We start from the raw sequence: 18,712 nt of genomic DNA, 5'->3' as shown, positions 1-18,712 counted from the left end.
TCCAATCTTGCGCACAACTCATGCAATCGATTGCTTGAAGGCAATTCAATTATTAAGCTGTTACTGCATCCTGCTTGCCATTCCTAGCTTTTTATCGTGCAACAATCTTTATGCAAACGTATGCATATACTAGTCCGACAGATACCTTTGTCAATTCATTTATGACGTTCGGCGCCTGGGGTTTGTACTTGCAACATTGAGCGCAACCCTTTGCACCTATACAATGACTTCCATGGCCAAAACATCAGAATCCCGGGCAACGAGCCGCGTCACCATTCGCGAAGTCGCGCTGCATGCGTCTGTCAACGCGTCGACGGTCTCGCGCGCCCTCAATCCTGCAACCCGTCACCTGATTGGGGACGAAGTCGTCCGCAGAGTGTTGGCGTCCGCGAAATCCTTGGGTTACCGTCAGAACAAGCTCGCGTCCGCGCTTCGCGGAGGGCAGTCAAGGGTGATCGGGGTGTGCTTGCCCGATATCGAGAACCCGGTATTTCCACCAATTGTCTGCGGCATCGAGGAAGAACTTGCGGCCGAAGGCTACGGCGTCCTGATCGCCAACACCGTTGGCACGCTGAAAGACCAGGAACGCATGCTTGAGCAGATGCTCGAGCGCCAGGTCGACGGCCTGGTTCTCGCCACCGCTGCCCGTCACGACCCGTTAGTACGCCGCTGCATTCTCGATGGCATACCTGTCGTGCTGGTGAATCGCGCGGAGGAAGGCGGGCAGGTTCCGGAAGTGATCAACGACGACTTCCTCTCCATGAAGCTTGCGGTCGATCACCTGGTGCAGCTGGGGCACAAGCGGATTGCGCATCTCGCCGGCCCTGAGCGCCTCGCAACCGGGCTCTCGCGAATCCAGGGCTTCCAGATGGCGACGCAGCAGCACCGCCTGACCGGAACCGTCATCCTCGAGGCCGCTGAATTCACGCGTGAAGCGGGCCGGGTGGCCTGCGACCAGCTGCTGAAGGAGCACAAAAGCGTGACCGCGATCATTGCCGCGAATGACCTGATCGCGCTGGGGTGCTATGACGTGTTTGCTGAACAACGTCTGGTGTGCCCCACAGATATTTCGCTCATCGGTCACAACGACATGCCGCTTCTCGACATGCTCCATCCGCCATTAACCACGCTGCGCATCCAGCACCGGGAAATGGGCCGGCAGGCCGCAAGACTGCTGCTCGGAATGATTGCGACACCGGGTGCGGCCCCACACCGCATTACGCTCCCCCCCGAACTCATGGTTCGCGGCTCGACCGCCATGCCACGCAACGCGCCGCTACGAGCGAAAGCGCCGAAAACCGCGTCTGCTTCTGCTGAGTGAGTGCAGAATGAGCACAGAAGCGGTAAGGATCAACCTGAAGCGCTTCGTTCAGGCCTCCTGATGCGCTGACGCGCGAGCCATTCGCGCGGTGCATTGCCGATCCGCGATTTAAAGAACGTCGAAAACGCGCTCGATGTGAATCCAAGAACACGGGCCGTCTCCGCTACGGAAATCCCGTGCACAAGTGCGCACATCGCCGCGCCTACCTGTACCTCCCGTCGCCATCGGCCGACACTGGCACCCAGTTCTTTGGTAAAAATCCGGCTCAACGTACGGCAGCTGACTCCCGCCCGGCTTGCCGCGTCCTCAATCGCCATATCCTTGGTTGGATGCATGAGCAGCGCCTCGCATAACGCCGCGACACGGCTTCCCGATGAGGGCATGCGGACAGCAAAATTCCCGGCAATTTCAGGTATCGCACGCAGCTCGTCGGCTACCAGAGCCACGACCGCCGCATATGAGCGTTCGATAGTCGATCGTTGCGAGGCCGAGAAGATCGCGATCAATACGTCGGAGCAGTGTAGAACGCGCGCCGCCGGTACGAAATCGGCGCTCAGGCCGGTATCGATTCGAAGCGCGCAAATATCGGCTTCGTACACTGCAGAGACGCTATGTGTGACGGCCGGCGGAAGCCAGATGCCATTGCCTTGCGTCACACAGTACGCGCGCCGCCCCACCGTTATCCACACGCCGCCTTGCCGCACATAGAGAAAGCAGCCGACAGCGGCGGTTTGGGCATGCCGCTGTTCACCCGCGCCAAGCCGCATATCCGTCACAACACCGGTGGAATACATCATGCGCAAGCTTTGCGGGTCGCCATGGAAAGCACGCGGGCGGTAATCACTGCCGTCGCCTCATCAGCATTGCTCAGGCCGCAGAAACGGCATCGCCAGCAGAATCTTCGCCGGGCTGCGGGAGCGGTTGTGCAATGCCCGCCGCTCGCCCGGCGCAATGCGGCACGAATCGAAGGCCGCGAGAATAGCCTCGCCTTCATCGGTCATGACGACGACTTCACCTTCCAGCACCACATAATGTTTTTCAACGGGCGACGCATCCGATGTGGTGTAGCCGCCCGGCTCGATCGCCGAAACGCCTAGCCACAGCGACTCCGCCGGTCCGGCTTCATGGCCCTGAAGCCGGACGCACCGCATCGAAAAATGGTTGGGTGGAAAGTATTCCGGCGCATCTTCGAAGCGGGTTATGTTCATGGCTTGAGCAGAACCCGGTTAGCCGCGCCACGGAAAACGGCCTGATACGCGAGCGCCGCGTCGGAGAGATCGAAGACAAAATCCTCGACGATGGGAAACGGTTTTAACGTGCCACGTTCGAAAGCCGGCAACAACGCGTCGAGAATGAGCGCGCCTTCCGTGCTGTCGAGTGCGAGCGTATCGATGCCGACATAGGTGTGCTGCCCCCGATAGAACGTAAAGATGTCAAATGGCACCGGGCGTTCGATGGTAGAGATGAAAATCTGCTTCCCTCGCACCGCCATGGCCTTGTTGGCTTTTTCAAAATATGGACTGCCAACCGTGTTGTACACGATGTCTGCGCCATGGCCATCTGTCAATTCACGAACCATCTCGTCGACGTTCTGCGACGAGGCGTCGATCATGGTGACGTCGGCGTTGGCATGGCCGATGTACGGTGCATTCGTGCGCTCGACACCCAACACCTTCGCCCCAGCCTGGGTCGCAAGCTGTATCGCCGCCTGCCCCACCTTCCCGTTTGCACCCAGCACGAGCACGACGTCGCCTTGTTCCACGCCACCCGCCCGTTGCAGTCCTTCGAAGGCGGTAACGAAGGGGACGCCGATCGCGCCCGCTTCTTCCATGGTCAGATTTCCCGGCTTGGCGCGCACGCTGCCCACGGGCACGGCGAGATAGCCGGCATGCGTGCCATCGCGCCGGATACCCAGCTCGCCGCCGCTGCCCCACACTTCCTTGCCGAGCATCTCCTGCGGCCCCTCGACAACAATGCCGGCGTAATCCCGCCCCGGCGTGCGCGGCCACACCGCATGCGGCATGAAGCCCAGCACAGCTTTCACGTCGCTCGGATTCACGGCGGCGCTCACCACGCGCACGAGACACTCGGCAAACTCGACGTCTGGCGCATCTTGCGGGCCAATGTGCAGATCGAGCGAGTCGATATCGGCGCTCTTTTCCATGACACGAACTGTTTTCATTTTTTATTTCCTAAAAGGTCAAGATGACAGGTCGAGCGGTTCTGTAACGCTCGGCAAGTGCCACGTAGCGGACAGCAGACGCTGCCATGCCCTCGAATTCTTCGTCATTCAGCGTGCGCAACAGACGCGCCGGGTTTCCCGCCCACAACTCACCCGCACCCACCATCTTGCGCGGCGTGAGGACCGCCCCTGCAGCCAGCATGCCGCCTGACCTGACGACAGCCCCATCGAGTACGCGCGCACCGAACCCAACAAACCCCGCGTCTTCTATGGTGCAGGCGTGCAAAATCGCGCCATGGCCAACGGTCACGTCATCGCCGATGATGACGGGCAGACCGTTAGTCGTGCCGTGGATGACCGTGCCGTCCTGGATGTTCGTGCGCATGCCGATCACAATTTTTTGGACGTCGCCACGCAGCACGCAGTTGTACCAAACGGACGACTGACGACCTATTGCCACGTCGCCGACAAGCGTCGTGCCATTCGCGATGTAGGCGCTCGGATCCACCTGTGGCGCGCCGAATACCGACGCATCCTGAAGCGCGCTCATCGGTTCAGCCCCAACAGCTCGCGCGCCTCCTGGCTGGTCGCCAGTTCGCCTCCGAGCGAGTGCACGATGTCGCAAGCACGCGTGACCAGTTCCGCATTGCTGTTAGCGAGCACGCCCTTGGCGATGTAAATGTTGTCTTCCAGGCCGACCCGGACATGGCCGCCGGCCAGCCATGACTGGGCGACGATCGGGAATTCGAAACGGCCGACACCGAAGGCCGACCAGACGGCCTGACGGGGTAGCAGGTTACGCGCGTAGAGAAGCGTTTCCGGACTGGCCGAGAAGCCGTATTTGACGCCCATCACGAGGGTCCAAAGCCCCGGGCCGTCAAGAACGCCTTCCTTGATCAGGTCCAACGCGAGGTGCAAGTCACCGGAGTCGAAAATCTCCAGCTCAGGCTTGACGCCCGCCTCGCGGATGACGTGGGCCATGCGCGTGACATTCTTAGGTGTATTGATGACAACGTCGGCACCGGAGTTCATCGTGTTCAGGTCGAGACTGCAGATGTCCGGCTTGAGTTCGAGAATGTGCTCGACGCGCCTTTCCGGCGGCAGCAAGGTGGTGCCAGGCGCCGCGACTCTGGGGTCGTCGTCGCTCGGGATAAAGCGGCCGCCCGGGCCTGTGGTCAGATTGATGATGAGATCGACATTCACCGCGCGGATGCGCTCGATGACTTCCCGATAAAGCGCCACCTCCATCGAGGGTCGCCCCGTCCCGGGATCGCGCACGTGGATGTGAACGGCGGCCGCGCCGGCGCGTGCCGCCTCGAGCGAAGCGGTCGCGATCTGCTCGGGTGTGATCGGCAGCCCCGGATGTTGCTCAGGTTTGGTGATATTGCCTGTTACAGCGCAGGTGATGATGGTCTTGCGGGAATGCATATTAGGCCTCGCTGCAACTAGTTCAGGCGACGGCCACCGTCCACGACGATGGTCACCCCAGTGCTGAATTTCAGATGAGTGGCGCAGGCCTCGATGGCCGCTGCGATATCGTCCGGCGTCCCGATGCGGCCTAGCGGCGTGGTGGCTGCGACCTTGTCGTTGAAGTCCTCGCCACGGCCGGGAACGAACGAGGTGTCGACCACCCCTGGGGACACGTTCAGTACACGAATGCGAGGTGCAAGTGCGCGGCCAAGCGACGCCGCCATCACGTCGAGCCCGGCTTTGGCCGCGCAGTAGGCGATGTTGCTGCCAACGCCTGTCGTGCCGGAAATCGAGGAAACGTTGACGACCAGGCCGTCCCCCGACGCATCGAGCAATTCGCGGAAAGCGCGAATGGCCGCGAATTGCCCGCGCCAGTTGACCTTCAGAATCTCATCGATCAATTCATCTGTGAGTGCATTCAGGTCGGAATGCTTGACGGGCTGGGTAAAGCCCGCCGTGTTCACGAGAATATCCGCGCGGCCATACCGGTCGCGCACCAACCCCGCCAGCGCGTTCAGACTCTCGCTCGCGGTAATGGATGCAAGCGCCGCGCTGTGGCCCTCGCCTGGCAAGTCGTCGGCCACGCGCTGCGCTTGGGCCAGGTCATGCTGACCGACAACGACGACGCGGGCGCCAGCTTGCCCAAGACGGCGGGCTACAGCAGCGCCGATCCCTCCGGTTCCGCCCAGGATGACCGCGACCTTCCCTGAAAGTGTGTTGGACACGTGAAACCTCGTCTTTACTTGATGGGGGGAGTCGGATAGGTCGGCGTTCCTTCGGCGAGAACGAAGTCGTAGTCGAGTGTGTAGTACAGCCTGTCTACATCTCGCTTCGGACCCGTGCCGGAATCGTGGCGCTGGAACGTGCCGACGAGGCGGCGGTTGACACCGAACACGACGTCGGAATTCAGGTGCTCCGAGTCATCGGCGAACACTTGCGAGACCAGGGTCGCGTAGCCTTCCGCGATGATGACGAAGTGCAGGTGCGCCGGCCGGAACGGGTGGCGATTCTGCTTTTCAAGCAGCACGCCTACCGGTCCGTCAGTGGGCACAGGGTAGCCGGCAGGGCGCACGCTCTTGCAGGTAAACCGCCCCTCGCTGTCGGTGTAAAAGTGACCGCGCAGGTTCTTGTCGGGCTGGCTCGAGTCCTGGTTCTCGTACAAGCCGACTGGCGAGGCCTGCCAGACGTCGACTTTGGCGTTGGCAACAGGCTCGCCTTTGGTGTTGAGCACGCGCCCGTTCACGAAAAGCGGGGAGCCGGGTGAGTTCTCGCATGCGATGCTTCCACCATTCGCGTACTGCGGCGAGTCACCCCGGTAGAACGGCCCCAACAGGGCGCCCGGCGTGCGACCGCTTGCGTCCGAGTTATTCAGCAACGTAACCAGGGTCGATAGACCCAGCACGTCGGCGAGCAGAACGACCTCATTGTGCTTGTCGTTGCAAGCGAGGCCGACGGCCCTCACGAAATCAAGGCCCTTCTCGAATTCCTCGTCAGTCAGCTTCACCTGCTTAAGGAATGCGTGGCCATGATCCACTAGCGCGTCGAGCAGCTCCTTGAGCCGAGGATTGTCAGTCTGGCTCATTGCCGCCTTGACAACCGCGGTTATCGAAGCGGCGTCGTCGACGATGTTCTTCAGATGGTTCGAATTTTCCACAGGGCATCTCCATCGGTGCAATCGTTTGCATAATAAATTGCAAAAATGCCGATGTCAAAGCTTAAAGATGCCGTAGTTAACCCTGATTACCCAGGTAGACAAGGCGATTCCGACATTCGCGAATTACGCAACCGATTGCGCGCGGAGAGCTTCGACCGCGCCTCGGCGACACGCGTGCCGCGCTGCAATGCGCGCGGAAGTGGCACGGATACAGGCGCAGCCGGCCCAGCCAAAGGATGGCTGGGCCGGCTGCGCCGCGGCAAGTTGGCGTCTCGTCTTTAGCCGAACCCGCTCAAAAACTCGTGCGCAAACCAATGCGCGCAAGCGTCTGCGACCGGTTACTCGCCGCGCCGTCCGGCTGCAACAAGCCGTTGATCCACGCTCGCGTCACTGCCGCATCGCCACTCGCGCGCTGATAAATCGCTTCGATGTAACCGGTGGTGCGCTTCGAGAAGTTGTATTGCAGCGCCGTGGTGATTTGCTGCGCCTTGTTGTCCAGCAGCACATCGTTGCCTTTCATATACGCATAGTCGAACCCGAGGGTCCACGGCCCGGAGATCGTCCACGACGCGCCGCCCTTGTACACGTCGATCTTCGCGCCGCTGGCGGTATTCTTCGTGTTCGTGTACAGCAGCATCGCCAGCACGCTGCCGAAGTTATAGTGCGCGCCCACGCCGAAGTTGCGGATACCGTCGTGACCGTTGCCCAGTTGCGGATACTTCACTTCCACATACGCCGCACCCACACCCAATGGACCATTCGCATAGTTCGCGCCGAAGCTCATTGTCGAGTCCGAGGAGAACGAGCCGGGCACGCCACCGAATCCGTAGAGCGCGCCAAAAGTGAAACCCGAGATATCCGGGCTGCGATACTTGACCGAATTTGCCACGCGCGTCGCGCCCGCCATCCGGTCGAAATCGAACGAGCCGGTCGGATTGTTCGGCACGCCCAGCGCAGTAAATGGCCCCTGGCGAAAATCGTAGATCCCGCCGAACAGGAACGCACCGTCATACAGTCCGAGCGTCAGCGTCTCGAACATGAAGTCGTACTGGTTGCCGAACGTCAGCGAGCCGAAGCGGTCGTTGGTGAGTCCGACCAGCGCTGTACGGTTGAAAATCTGCCCCGCGCCCGGAATCGTCGCGCCGGTGCCCAGATCGAACTGCGACGTGAGTTCGAAGATCGCCTTGTTGCCGCCGCCCAGGTCTTCGCTGCCTTTGAAGGTCAGAAGGTCCGGAGACAACACGCCGCTGTCGAACAGCGTCGCGGCGCCCCCATGCTGGTTGTTCACATACGTCACACCCGCATCGATCACGCCTTGCAGTGTCACGCTGCTTTGCGCGCCTGCGAAGCCCGGCGCCATCAATGCGACCGCGCAGCCGGCTATCGAACAGCGTTTCGATTTCGTCCTCTTCATGCCTGTCCCCTTCAGTCGTTGTTGAATATGTTTCGCTGCTCAATCCGAATGGCAACGCGCGTGAGTGCGGCGCCCTGGCATGGGCCATCGATGCACAAGCCGTCTTCGAAGCGGAACATCGCGCTGTGGTGCGCGCACATCAGCAATTCGGCGTCGTAGGCCCAGAACGTGTTCGGCTCGTAGTTCAACGGAATCGAAAAGTGCGGGCAAACGTTGCGGTAGGCCCAGGCGTCGTCGCCTCGGCGCAATACGACGATGCCTGGCGCGCCGGCTTGCTCAGCGGCAACTTCCAGCGCGCCGCCATCGGGAATATCGTCGAGCGTGCACAGAAAGCCCGCTCGAGGTTCGGGATTCGCCGCGTTCATGACGTGGCCTCCTCATGCGCGGTGGGGAGCAGACGGTGCATCGACTGAATCCGTCGACGCGTCGTGCTGCGAGGCTTGCTGTGAACCTTGCTGTGAAGCGTCGGCGTCGGCAAACACGACGCGCCGGCCCACCGGAAACAGTTGCAGACCGTAGCGGCGCGATACGAAGCCCCACAGGCCTTGCGGAAAGAACATCGTCACGACGATGGCAAGCGCACCGAGTCCGATCAGATACCAGGTGCCGAAATCGGACAGAAACTGGTTCAGCACGAAGAAAATCAGCGCACCGACAATCGGCCCTTCGAGGGTGCCAAGTCCACCGATCATCACGATGAAAATACCGAACGCGGTCCAGTTGACCGAGAACGCGGCGTCGGGCGAAATGCGCAGGTTGCCGACGAAATACAGGCCGCCGGCCAGTGCCGTACCGCACGCTGACACCAGGTAGACGATCAACCTCGCGCGCTTCACATCGACACCCTGGCTGCTGGCTGCCACCGCGTTGTCGCGCATCGCGGTCAATGCGAGGCCGGCTTTCGAGCGCAGGAACAGATACAACAATCCGATCGCCGCCGCGACGATGGCAAGTGCGAGCCATAAGGTCAGCGATTCGCGCAGCGCACGCGGCACGTCCTGCAATGCGGTCAGGCTCGTGCCCGAACCACCGCCCAGCACCGACACGTTCGCCACCGTCAGCCGGAACACTTCCGCAATCACCCAGGTGCCGATTGCGAAGTAGCCGCCTTCCAGCCGGAACGCCACCAGCGAGACGGGAATCGCCACGACGGTTGCGATCGCCGCCGCGATGGGTACAGCGACGAACGGCGAAATCCCGCAATAGTTGGCGAGAATCAGCATCCCATAGCCGCCGATCCCGAAGAACGCCTGCTGGCCGATCGACACCATCCCGCCATAGCCCGCCAGCAGATTCCACATCAACGCGAACACCAGATACGACGCGAGTTGCACGAAGTCGCGCATCGCATCGCGCCCGGCCCACCATGGCGCGCTCGCCACCGCCAGCGCGACGATCAGCAGCACGATCATCGCCACGCGGCTCGCACGGGTTGCGCGCCGCACTTCAAAGCCCCCTGCGGGCCGGTTCATATGCATTGTCATGTCGAGCCTCTATGCGGTTTTGGGAAGCAAGCCCTGCGGCCGTGCCACCAGCACGCCGAGAAACACCACGTGGCCGAGCCAGATACCCCAGCCGGGGTCGAAATAAAAGCCCACCTGCTGCGCAATACCGAGCGCCATGCCGCCGACGAAGGTGCCCCAGAAAGAACCCATTCCGCCGATGATCACTGCTTCGAACGCGTACAGCAGCAACGCCGGGCCATCGGTCGGCGACACCGCCGTGCGCATCGAATACAGCGCGGCGGCGACCGCGATCAGCACGAACGCAATGCCCATTGCCAGCGCATAGGTGCGGCGGTACGAGACGCCCATCAGTTGCACGATCTCGCGGTCATCCGAGGTGGCGCGAAACGCGCGGCCAAGCGGCGTGCGGCCGAACAGCCACTGCATCGCGAAAGCCAAAGCGAAAGTGACGACCAAAGTGACAAGCGGCAGGTATCCCAGCGTGATGCCGCCCGCGAGCGTGATGCTCTGCGATTCGAAGCTGCCGGTGGCGATCGATCGCGGATCCGCGGAGAACACCTGTTGCAACACGTTCTGGATCACGATCGATAACCCGAACGTGACGATCAGCGAAGGCAGCGGATCACGGCTGCTCACCCGGTTGAGAATCGTGTACTGCACCGCATAGCCCGCGCCAAACGCGATCACGAGCAGCAGAACCAGCGACACGGCGAGCGGTAAATGCGCGTAGTTCGTCAGTGCGAACAGCACGAACACCAGCAACACGATGAAGTCGCCGTGCGCGGTATTGGTGAGCCGCATCACACCGAACACCAACGACTGCCCCATCGCGAAGAGCCCATATAGCGCACCGAGCAGCACGCCCTGGACGACGATATTGATAAATGTGTTCATGCGACCGCTCCAAAATACGCTTGCGTGATCGCCTCGTCCGACACCTCGGCCGAGACGCCTGCAAGCGACACACGCCCTTCCTGGAAGCAATAGAAACGCGACGACACGCGGCGCGCCAGTTGCACGTCCTGCTCGACGACGATCGCGCTCATGCCGCCGGCAACGATCGCGGGCAACGCCGCATAGATCTCGCGCACGATCACCGGCGCAAGGCCGAGCGAAAGCTCGTCGCACATCAGAAGATCAGGATTGCTCATCAATGCACGGCCGATCGCGACCATCTGCTGCTGACCGCCCGACAATGCGGTGGCCGCATGGTGACGGCGCTCCTGCAACGCCGGAAACAGCGAGTAGACGCTTTGCAAGTTCCAGCGGCCTGGCCGTTTGGAGAACGCGCCGAGCAGCAGGTTTTCTTCGACGCTCAGGCTCGCAAACAGACGCCGGCCTTCCGGCACCAGCGCAATGCCCTTGCCGACGATGCTCGCCGCGGCCGCGCTGCCGATCGGCTCGCCGCAATACAGGATCTGATCGGCGTCCCGCGGGCGCAGCAAGCCCGCCACCGATTTCAGAAAGGTCGACTTGCCGGCGCCGTTCGAGCCGATCAGCGCGATCACCTCGCCGGGCGCGACCGTCACGTCGATGCCGAACAGCGCCTGGAAGTCGCCGTAAAACGCGCTCAGGGCGCGGGTCTCCAGCAATGCCGACATGATCAAGCCTCCAGTCCGAGGTACACGCGCCGCACTTCGGGATCGTCCATCACGGCGGCGGGCAAGCCTTCAGCAAGCCGCTTGCCGAAGTTGATGACGAGCAGCCTGTCAGCCACCGCGAGCAACGCATGCACGACGTGTTCGATCCACACGATCGTCACGCCAGCCTCCTTGACGCGGCGAATCTCGTCGACGAGTTCGTGCGTTTCGGGTTCGGTCAGACCGCCGGCGATCTCATCCAGCAGCAGCAGTTGCGGCTGCGTGGCCAAAGCGCGGGCCAGTTCGAGACGTTTGCGATCCAGCAGCCCCAGCGTGCCGGCCAACTGGTTGGCGCGCACTTTGAGACCGGTGCGTTCGAGCACATCCATGCAGACGTCGTAGGCAGCATGCTCGGCCAGTTCACCGCCGAAGGTCGCGCCCACCAGCAGGTTTTCGAACACCGTCATGCCGCCGAACGGGCGCGGCACCTGATACGAGCGGCCGATCCCCGCCGCGCACCGGCGATGCGGCGGCAAGTGGTTCACATCCGCGCCGTCGAATTCGACGCTGCCCTGATCGGGCCGCACGTCGCCGCTGACCAGGTTGAACAGCGTGGTCTTGCCGGCGCCGTTCGGACCGAGAATGCCGTACGTTTCGCCACGTTCGACCGCAAAGCTGATGTCGTCGGTCACCTGTAGCGCGCCATAACGCTTCGACACGCCGGTTAATCTGAGAACTGGGTTCATCACCGCTCTCCGCTGTGAAGTCACGCGATCAGCTTGAGCGGGCCGGACAGCGGCACGCTCGGCGCGAGCTGGTTGTTGACGATCGCCAGATCGAAGCGATGCTTCTGTCCCTTCACCCATTGGCCGCCTACCAATGGCGTCTTCGCGACGTTCTTCACTGGCCCACTGCCCCAAGCAACATGGCCGACCAGCGTATCGAGCTTGGTCGATGCAACCGCGTCGCGGATCGCTTCGTTGGAATCGACATCTTTCGCGCGCTTTAACGCATCGACGGCAATTTCGAACAGAGCGTGCGCAAAACCGATCGGTTGCGTCCACTGCTTCGACGTGATGCGCTCGTAGTCGTCCGCGACTTGCCGCGCGCTTTGTCCCGTCAACGACGACTTGAACGGATGCGACGGCGACCACCACACCTCGGTGGAGAGTCCATCGCCGAGATCGCCGAGCGCTTCGATCGATGTGGGAAACAGCAGTGCCTTGCCGATCGAAATGACTTTTGGCTTCAGGCCTTGCTGGCGCGCCTGAACGAGAAAATTCTTTGCGTCGGGCGGGATCACGACGCCGGTGACGATCTGCGTATTCGCCTGCTTGAACGACGAAATCTGCGCGGAAAAATCCTGCGTCATGCTCTGGAAACGGCCCGGATCTTTCAGCGTGAAGCCCTTTTGTGCGAGCACCGGCGGGAAGCCAAGCTTCGCGTCGCCCCAGGCGTTGCCGTCGCCGTCGTTCGGAAACAGGCCGCCGACGCTGTGATTGGTCTGCACCGATTGCCACATGCCGGTGAAGACCGCGATCACGTCCTCCAGTCCCCAGAAGAAGTGATAGGTAAAGCGGAAACCCTTTTTCGGATCGCCCTTTCTGCCGAAGAACCACGGCTGCCACGGCACCACCGTCGACACACAAGGCATCTCGTTCAGCTCGCACGCATCGCTGACCGGATTCGCGGTCTCAGGCGTGCCGGACACGAGCATGATGTCGACCTTGTCCTTCAGGATCAGATCGTTGGCGACTTCGCCGGCGCGATTCGGATTCGACTGGCTGTCCTTAACGACAATCGACACCGGATAAGTTTTACCGCCGATCACGATGCCGTTTTTCAGCGCCGTTTGCATCTGCTGGATCGTGAAGCGATCCGCTTCGCCGAACGGTGCGAGTGGGCCCGTTTGCGGCGAGACGTAGCCGATTTTCAGCGTGCGCGGGCCGGCAGAGAAAACGAGCGGCGAGAACGCCGAGGTTGACGCGGCGAGCGCGCCGCCCGCCGCGAGTGTGACGAAGCGGCGGCGCTTCGCATCGAAGGAATGTGCGTCCATGGTTGTCTCCTGAATTTTTTGTATGAGTGGGGGGCGTTCGCGCTAATCTGGCCGTCTGCCCTCGAAGGCAGCTTCCAGCAGCGCGCGTAGCGGCGTTCGTTCGACCGGCCGCGGATTCCAGTACGGATTCTTCAGCGCGAGATCGAGCGCGACGTCGAGATCGGTTGCGCTCACACCGATGTCTTTCAGCGCGGTAGGTGCGCCGTGATCGCGGGCGAGGTCGAATACGCCTTGCGCGGCGTCGTCGGCATGCAGCGCGCGTGCAATACGTTTCATTGCCTCAGGCGCGGCCTCGCGGTTATAGGCGAGCACGTGCGGCAAGACGATCGTGTGCGTCTCCGCGTGCGGCAGATTGAACGTGCCGCCGAGCGTATGGCACAGCTTGTGATGCAATGCCATGCCGACGCTGCCGAGCACCGCGCCGCACAGCCATGCGCCATAGAGGCAGTCGCCACGTGCAGCGAGATCGTCCGGTTTAAGCATGACGCGAGGCAAGCCCTGGCCGAGCGCACGGATACCCTCTTCCGCCATCAACGCGATGATCGGGTTCGCGTCCTGCGCGTAGAGCCCTTCGGCCGCATGCGCGATTGCGTTGATGCCGCTTGTCAGCGATAACGCGGGCGGCAGCGAGGTGGTCAACGACGGGTCGTAGATCACCGTCTTCGGCAGCACGCGCAGATCGCGGCCGGTCTTTTTGACGCCGTCTTCGGTGAGACCGTAAATCGGCGTCATTTCGGAGCCTGCGTAAGTGGTCGGAATCGCGATGATCGGGAGCGAGGTTTCGAGCGCGATTGCCTTGCCGAGTCCGGTCGTCGAACCGCCGCCTATTGCAATCGCGCAATCGGCGCCGACCTGCGTGGCAAAGTCGCGGGCCGCACGAGCGGTTTCGATCGGCACGTGCATCACGGCTTCGGCGTAGACGCCCGCGGCCCGCGAGCCGAGGCTCGCCGCCAGCGCTTCGGCCTGGGCACGCTGTTGCGGCGTGGACAACACGATCGCCCGCGTCGCGCCGAGCAAACCGATTTCACGATCGAGCTGGTCGAGACTGCCCGCGCCGAAGATCACGCGCGACGGCAGGCCGTTATAGATGAACGGTTCCATGGCGGTTCAGCGCGGGTAGTAAGGCGGAATCTGCGCATCCACGTTGACCCAGACCGACTTGGGTTGCGTGTATTCGCGCATCGCTTCGAAACCCATCTCGCGGCCGTAGCCGCTCGCGCCGACACCGCCGAACGGTGACGCGGGGCTCACGCGCTTGTAGCAGTTGATCCACACCATACCGGCGCGAATCTCGCGCGCCACGAGATGCGCGCGTTGCAAGTCGCGCGTCCAGAGACCTGCGCCGAGACCGTACTCGGTGCCGTTCGCAATCGCGAGCGCTTCTTCGTCTGTGCGGAATGTGGTGACGGTCATGAACGGACCGAACACTTCTTCCTGCGACACCCGATGCTCCGGCAGCGCTTGAACGATGGTCGGCTCGACGTAGCAGCCATTCGCCAGCGCTACGTCGTCCGGCGCCTTGCCGCCCGCCAGCACGCGGCCACCCTGTTCGCGTGCGACGTCGACGAACGACAGCACGCGGTCGCGATGCTGACGCGAGGTGAGCGGGCCCATTTCGGTCAGTGGATCGAGCGGATTGCCGATCCGGATCGTGCGGCTTAACGCGGTGAACTTCTCGAGCACTTCGTCAGCGATCGATTCGTGCACGATCATCCGCGAGCCGGCAATGCACGCCTGCCCCTGGTTGTGGAAGATCGCGAATGCCGAGCCTTGCACGACGGCATCGATATTCGCGTCGCCGAATACGATGTTCGCGCCTTTGCCGCCGAGTTCGAGCTGTACCTTCTTCAGATTGCCGCTCGACGCCTGCACGATCTTGCGCCCGATCGCAGTCGAGCCGGTAAAGGCGACCTTGCTGATCTCCGGATGCTCGGCAATGTACTGACCGGCGACATGACCTAGGCCCGGCAGGATATTGACGACACCGTCTGGAAATCCAACCTCGGCCATCAGTTCTGCGATTGCGAGACTCGACAGCGGCGTGAGTTCAGCGGGCTTCATGATCACGCAGTTGCCTGCGGCGAGCGCGGGCGCCATCTTCCAGCTCGTGAACATCAGCGGGAAATTCCACGGCACCACCTGCCCGACGATGCCGACCGGCTCGCGCGTCATGTAGTTCAGAAAGCCCTGCTCGACCGGAATCACCGAGCCTTCGAATTTGTCGGCCATGCCGCCGAAATAGCGAAACGTGGCTGCGGTGCGCGGCACATCGAGATTGCGCGTGTCGCGAATCGGGTGGCCGGTGTCGAGCGATTCGAGGCGCGCGAGCGCATCGGCGTTCGCCTCGATCGCGTCGGCGAGTTTGAGCAGCAGGCGCCCCCGCTCCATCGCGGCGAGATTGCTCCACTTCGGAAACGCCGCTTTCGCCGCCGCCACGGCGCGATCGACATCGGCGGGTCCGGCCATCGCGACTTCGGCAATCACCGAGTTGTCGTGCGGATTGAGGGAGGCGAGCGTTTCGCCGTTTGCAGCCGGCACGAAGCGGCCACCAATGAAGAGTTGCGTTTGCATGTCAGTCCTATGCAAGTAAAAGCGGGGCGTGACATTCCCCGCGGCGCCAGCGGTCTGGCGCCGTTCGATCGGCAATCGGGGGGAATGTCTGAGAGTTACATCTGGATCGGATACGGCGGCAGTTCGCCGCTTTCGTAGCGCTTGGGCAGATCGGGCGTAGCGTTCTCCCACACCAGCAGCATCGAACGCTTCTGCGAGTAGCCCTTGTGGCGGATATCGGCCGGCATCGCGGCGATATCGCCCGCGTTCATCGTGATGCGCGCGCGCGGCTCGCCGCTGTCCTTGTCGGCGACGTCCCAGATGATCTGATCGGACAGTTGCAGGAACCACTCGACGCGGTCGTTGCCATGGAACACCGGCAGCACGAACTCTTCGGTGGTCGGACAGAACAGGCTTTGCTGGCACACGGAGGTGACCGACGGATTCCACGTCACGTCCGAGCGCGACAGGTACTTGAAGAGGCTGAACGCATGCAGTGCGCCTTCAAAGCCGGGCTCCGCGTGAATCTCCGGTTCGTCCTGGCCGACGTCCGCAAACTGGCGGTTGACCGGCAAATCGTCGCGCAGCGGCGAATCGCCTTCGAGGCCCGGCATGCGCCTGGTGGCGATCCGCGTGCGCTCGATCGCGGCGATGTTGTCGCCATGCTTCGTGCCGAACGCAGAGCCGGTTTCTTCGGGCGCGGCGAACGGATCGAAGCCTTCGTTGACCCAGTCCCGCAGAATCGCCTTGAAGGTCGCCATGATGAGCGGCGTGTCGAACTGCTGCATATGATCGATGCCCGCTTCCTTGAAACTTGCGTTGTACGCACCGGCGTACATGTCAACCTTGCCGTAGTGATTGCGCGTGCCGATCACTTCGTCGAAATTGACCCAACCGTAGAAGAAGCCCCAGGCCACGTCGCGCATCATCGCGCGCAAGAAGTCGTCGGCATGCATCTGGTGCGAGCGGGTCTCGCCTTTGGCCGGCCATTTGACGGTAGCGAAATAAGCATCGCGGCTGAATTCGAAATCACCGAGGCGGAACGTGCGATAACCGGACACCGCATCGGCCTCGCTCGCGGTGACGTTTTGCAGGGTGCTGGTTTTGTCCATGATGGGCTCCAGAAGAGGATCGTTCGTGTAGAGGGAATCAGTGGATGCAGATGTCGGCCCACTTCTCGACCGAATAGCGTCCGAGGATCGTCTGCACGAGCAGCACGCCCTTCGTCACCGCTTCGAAGCGGTAGGCGGCGCCTGCGGGTAGCAGCGCCTGATGGCCGCGGCGCAGCCGCACATAACCCATCGACTGACCCAACGGCTGGCCTTCGAGCCGCACACTGCCTTCGGTCTGCGCGTCGACCAGCGGTCCGTCCGACGGTTTGATGAAATAGACGTCGATCTCGCCGTCGAGCACGACTGCGAATTCATCGTGCGACGCAGCGAACCACGGCGACGAACCTTCCGCACGCAGCGTCTCGATCACGTACTTGAGATTCTTGCCGACGACGACTTTCTCGTAGGGCTCTGAGTGGCTCGCCACGTCGAACACGTTCGACATGGCGTAATGCTCCGGTTTGCCCTTGATGATTTCGATGGAGCCTTTGCGGAAATTGTCCAGGCTGCCGAACCAGGTCTGTTGCATGTCTGTCTCCAGTTAATTTACGAATCCACGAATGCGTTGCATGGATCGAAGATTAAGTGGCTGCAGGCGCAACAGCAATGTTCTGAGGGTCGGGAAACGCGAACCATGGGTGCATCAAATTCCCGCCAGGGAAACTACCTGGTGGCGAACCCGGACAGGCGTGCGGCTGACCTCAGTCTTCGGCCAGTTCCTCGCCGACGCTCTTGGTCTCGTCGTCCGGCGGCGCAATGCCGAGCGCCTTGTCCCACTGCGGTTCGCGCAGATAGCGGGCGCGCAGGAAGTCGACGAAAGCCTTGACCTTGGTGGTCGAGCGGTGCGATGCGGGATAGACCGCCGAGAGCCACAGCGGCGGCGCCGCGTACTCCGGCAGCACGCGTTCGAGGCGATGCTCCAGCAGATCGGCAGCGGCGACCATGGTCGGCAGATAGACGACGCCCGCGCCGGCTCGCGCGAACTCCAGCAAGAGGTGCACGCTATTGGTTTTCAGCACCGGATTCAGTGCGATTTCGAAGCATTCGTTGCCGCGCATTAACGGCCACTTGTCGCCCCATGGATAGTACGAATAACGAGCGAAATCGTGCCGCAGCAAGTCGAGCGGCGTTTCGATCAGCGGCTCTTCCTTCAGATAACCGGGCGCTGCACATAACACGCCGCGTACCGGAAACAGACGCCGCTCGACCAGCAGGTTCGACGCCGGCGGATAGATCTGCAACGCCAGATCGAAGCCTTCCTGGACCGGATCGATGACTCTGTCATTGACGGTCACGACGAACTCCACGCGCGGGTAAGCGGCGCGGAATTCGATCAGCGTTTGCGAAAAATGACCAAGCGCGAAGCCCGGCAGAACATGGATATTGAGCGTGCCGGCAAGCGCCTGTGGATCGCCGCGCGAGCGCCCGGACAAATCGTGGACCTTGTTGACCAGCTCCGCGCACTCACGGTAATACGTCTCGCCGAGTTCGGACAGGCGCACCGCGCGCGTCGACCGATGAAACAGCGGCACGCCGAAATGGTCTTCGAGCTGTTTAACGCGAGACGTCACCACCGATTTGGCAACGCCCAGCTGCCGCGCGGCGCCGGCAAAGCTCTGCGCTTCCGCGGCCCGCACGAACGCTTCCATCGACATGAACAAATCCATCCTGTCTCCTGTGGTCGCTGGGTTCGCCGCCAGTCCTCCCGGATGAAAGTTTATTCCCTTTTGGGAACATTGCCGCTTGATGAGTTCGGGAAATTCTGGCGAATAAATTCGCGCTATCTTTTGCTGAAGACTTCTGAAGGGCGTATGTGTACCGCCACCACCCTCCCACTCAGTGCGACAATCGAGCCTATCAGACCATGCGCGGTCCACGACAGGCGCAATCAGGCAACTACCCCAGGA

At 62.0% G+C, this 18,712-nt stretch carries 20 protein-coding genes; 1 reads left to right on the top strand and 19 read right to left on the bottom strand.

Annotation, left to right across the window (positions count from 1 at the left end):
• Nucleotides 1–223: 223 nt before the first annotated feature.
• Nucleotides 224–1,321, top strand: coding sequence for a LacI family DNA-binding transcriptional regulator (locus GNZ13_RS03460; RefSeq protein ID WP_328807168.1), 1,098 nt, complete (start codon nucleotides 224–226; stop codon nucleotides 1,319–1,321).
• A gap of 29 nt (nucleotides 1,322–1,350) precedes the next feature.
• Here the strand turns inward: GNZ13_RS03460 and GNZ13_RS03455 are convergent, their stop codons facing one another.
• The 19 genes from GNZ13_RS03455 to GNZ13_RS03365 all read right to left on the bottom strand — a co-directional run bounded on the left by GNZ13_RS03455 (nucleotide 1,351) and on the right by GNZ13_RS03365 (nucleotide 18,472).
• A complete protein-coding gene (locus GNZ13_RS03455; protein ID WP_172160497.1) occupies nucleotides 1,351–2,118 on the bottom strand; it encodes an AraC family transcriptional regulator in 768 nt (255 codons plus the stop codon).
• 60 nt (nucleotides 2,119–2,178) lie between these two features.
• On the bottom strand, nucleotides 2,179–2,529 hold the full coding sequence (locus GNZ13_RS03450) for a cupin domain-containing protein (RefSeq protein WP_172160495.1): 351 nt from the start codon (nucleotides 2,527–2,529) through the stop codon (nucleotides 2,179–2,181).
• Nucleotides 2,526–3,503: a quinone oxidoreductase family protein gene (locus GNZ13_RS03445; protein WP_172160493.1), complete on the bottom strand. Its 978-nt coding sequence runs from the start codon at nucleotides 3,501–3,503 to the stop codon at nucleotides 2,526–2,528. Before GNZ13_RS03445 ends, GNZ13_RS03450 begins: the two co-directional genes overlap by 4 nt.
• 10 nt (nucleotides 3,504–3,513) lie before the next feature.
• Nucleotides 3,514–4,053, bottom strand: coding sequence for a gamma carbonic anhydrase family protein (locus GNZ13_RS03440; protein ID WP_172160491.1), 540 nt, complete (start codon nucleotides 4,051–4,053; stop codon nucleotides 3,514–3,516).
• On the bottom strand, nucleotides 4,050–4,931 hold the full coding sequence (locus GNZ13_RS03435; RefSeq protein WP_172160490.1) for a BKACE family enzyme: 882 nt from the start codon (nucleotides 4,929–4,931) through the stop codon (nucleotides 4,050–4,052). Before GNZ13_RS03435 ends, GNZ13_RS03440 begins: the two co-directional genes overlap by 4 nt.
• A 17-nt stretch (nucleotides 4,932–4,948) precedes the next feature.
• Nucleotides 4,949–5,698, bottom strand: a complete 750-nt coding sequence (locus tag GNZ13_RS03430) for an SDR family NAD(P)-dependent oxidoreductase (protein WP_172160489.1) — start codon at nucleotides 5,696–5,698, stop codon at nucleotides 4,949–4,951.
• Nucleotides 5,699–5,712: 14 nt separating this feature from the next.
• Complete coding sequence (locus GNZ13_RS03425) at nucleotides 5,713–6,555, bottom strand: dioxygenase family protein (protein WP_172160574.1); 843 nt, start codon at nucleotides 6,553–6,555, stop codon at nucleotides 5,713–5,715.
• A 364-nt stretch (nucleotides 6,556–6,919) separates the two neighbouring features.
• A complete protein-coding gene (locus tag GNZ13_RS03420; protein WP_172160488.1) occupies nucleotides 6,920–8,041 on the bottom strand; it encodes a porin in 1,122 nt (373 codons plus the stop codon).
• A gap of 11 nt (nucleotides 8,042–8,052) precedes the next feature.
• On the bottom strand, nucleotides 8,053–8,406 hold the full coding sequence (locus tag GNZ13_RS03415; protein ID WP_172160487.1) for a Rieske (2Fe-2S) protein: 354 nt from the start codon (nucleotides 8,404–8,406) through the stop codon (nucleotides 8,053–8,055).
• A 12-nt stretch (nucleotides 8,407–8,418) separates the two neighbouring features.
• Nucleotides 8,419–9,525 (bottom strand): branched-chain amino acid ABC transporter permease, encoded by a 1,107-nt coding sequence (locus GNZ13_RS03410; RefSeq protein WP_236001781.1) that lies wholly within the window; start codon nucleotides 9,523–9,525, stop codon nucleotides 8,419–8,421.
• Nucleotides 9,526–9,534: 9 nt separating this feature from the next.
• Nucleotides 9,535–10,401, bottom strand: a complete 867-nt coding sequence (locus tag GNZ13_RS03405) for a branched-chain amino acid ABC transporter permease (RefSeq protein WP_172160486.1) — start codon at nucleotides 10,399–10,401, stop codon at nucleotides 9,535–9,537.
• Nucleotides 10,398–11,108, bottom strand: coding sequence for an ABC transporter ATP-binding protein (locus tag GNZ13_RS03400; RefSeq protein ID WP_172160485.1), 711 nt, complete (start codon nucleotides 11,106–11,108; stop codon nucleotides 10,398–10,400). The genes GNZ13_RS03405 and GNZ13_RS03400 overlap by 4 nt, the downstream gene beginning before the upstream one ends.
• Nucleotides 11,109–11,110: 2 nt before the next feature.
• Entirely contained in the window at nucleotides 11,111–11,833 is a 723-nt protein-coding gene (locus GNZ13_RS03395) for an ABC transporter ATP-binding protein (RefSeq protein ID WP_172160484.1), read from the bottom strand.
• Nucleotides 11,834–11,853: 20 nt separating this feature from the next.
• A complete protein-coding gene (locus GNZ13_RS03390; RefSeq protein ID WP_172160483.1) occupies nucleotides 11,854–13,143 on the bottom strand; it encodes an ABC transporter substrate-binding protein in 1,290 nt (429 codons plus the stop codon).
• Between the two features lie 42 nt (nucleotides 13,144–13,185).
• Complete coding sequence (locus tag GNZ13_RS03385; RefSeq protein WP_172160481.1) at nucleotides 13,186–14,244, bottom strand: maleylacetate reductase; 1,059 nt, start codon at nucleotides 14,242–14,244, stop codon at nucleotides 13,186–13,188.
• A gap of 6 nt (nucleotides 14,245–14,250) precedes the next feature.
• A complete protein-coding gene (locus tag GNZ13_RS03380) occupies nucleotides 14,251–15,714 on the bottom strand; it encodes an aldehyde dehydrogenase family protein (RefSeq protein WP_172160479.1) in 1,464 nt (487 codons plus the stop codon).
• A 95-nt stretch (nucleotides 15,715–15,809) separates the two neighbouring features.
• Complete coding sequence (locus tag GNZ13_RS03375) at nucleotides 15,810–16,805, bottom strand: hydroxyquinol 1,2-dioxygenase (protein WP_172160477.1); 996 nt, start codon at nucleotides 16,803–16,805, stop codon at nucleotides 15,810–15,812.
• 37 nt (nucleotides 16,806–16,842) lie between these two features.
• On the bottom strand, nucleotides 16,843–17,334 hold the full coding sequence (locus GNZ13_RS03370; RefSeq protein WP_172160475.1) for a cupin domain-containing protein: 492 nt from the start codon (nucleotides 17,332–17,334) through the stop codon (nucleotides 16,843–16,845).
• A 172-nt stretch (nucleotides 17,335–17,506) separates the two neighbouring features.
• Complete coding sequence (locus GNZ13_RS03365; RefSeq protein WP_172160473.1) at nucleotides 17,507–18,472, bottom strand: LysR family transcriptional regulator; 966 nt, start codon at nucleotides 18,470–18,472, stop codon at nucleotides 17,507–17,509.
• Between the last annotated feature and the right edge of the window lie 240 nt (nucleotides 18,473–18,712).

It is taken from the genome of Paraburkholderia elongata, from assembly GCF_013177735.1.
In the GTDB taxonomy this organism is placed as follows: Bacteria; Pseudomonadota; Gammaproteobacteria; order Burkholderiales; family Burkholderiaceae; genus Paraburkholderia; species Paraburkholderia elongata.
Note: the sequence above shows the minus strand (reverse complement) of the source record. Positions and strands in the feature narration are given on the sequence as shown.